The following is a 250-nucleotide window of genomic DNA, read 5'->3' as shown; positions in this document are numbered from 1 at the left end:
AGCGGTTCGCCGCCTCCCGCCTGCTGGTCGTCACCCGTGGCGCGACCGACGGCACCGACCCGGCCGCGGCCGCGGTCTGGGGACTCGTACGCGCCGCCCAGGCGGAGCACCCCGGCCGGTTCGCCCTGCTCGACCTGGCCGCGACCCCGGACGAGCAGACGGTCCTGCGGGCCGCGGCGGCCTCCGACGAGCCGCAACTCGCGCTGCGCGAGGGCCGGCTGCTGGCACCCCGGCTGGTGCGGCTGCCCGC

Annotated in this window: 1 protein-coding gene; it reads left to right on the top strand. The window is 80.0% G+C overall.

What is annotated here, in order from left to right; translation table 11 throughout:
- On the top strand, positions 1–250 hold a 250-nt coding region (locus HO151_RS07225), incomplete at both ends, for a hypothetical protein (RefSeq protein WP_254594655.1).

The organism is Streptomyces sp. 8P21H-1, from assembly GCF_013302945.1.
Note: the sequence above shows the minus strand (reverse complement) of the source record. Positions and strands in the feature narration are given on the sequence as shown.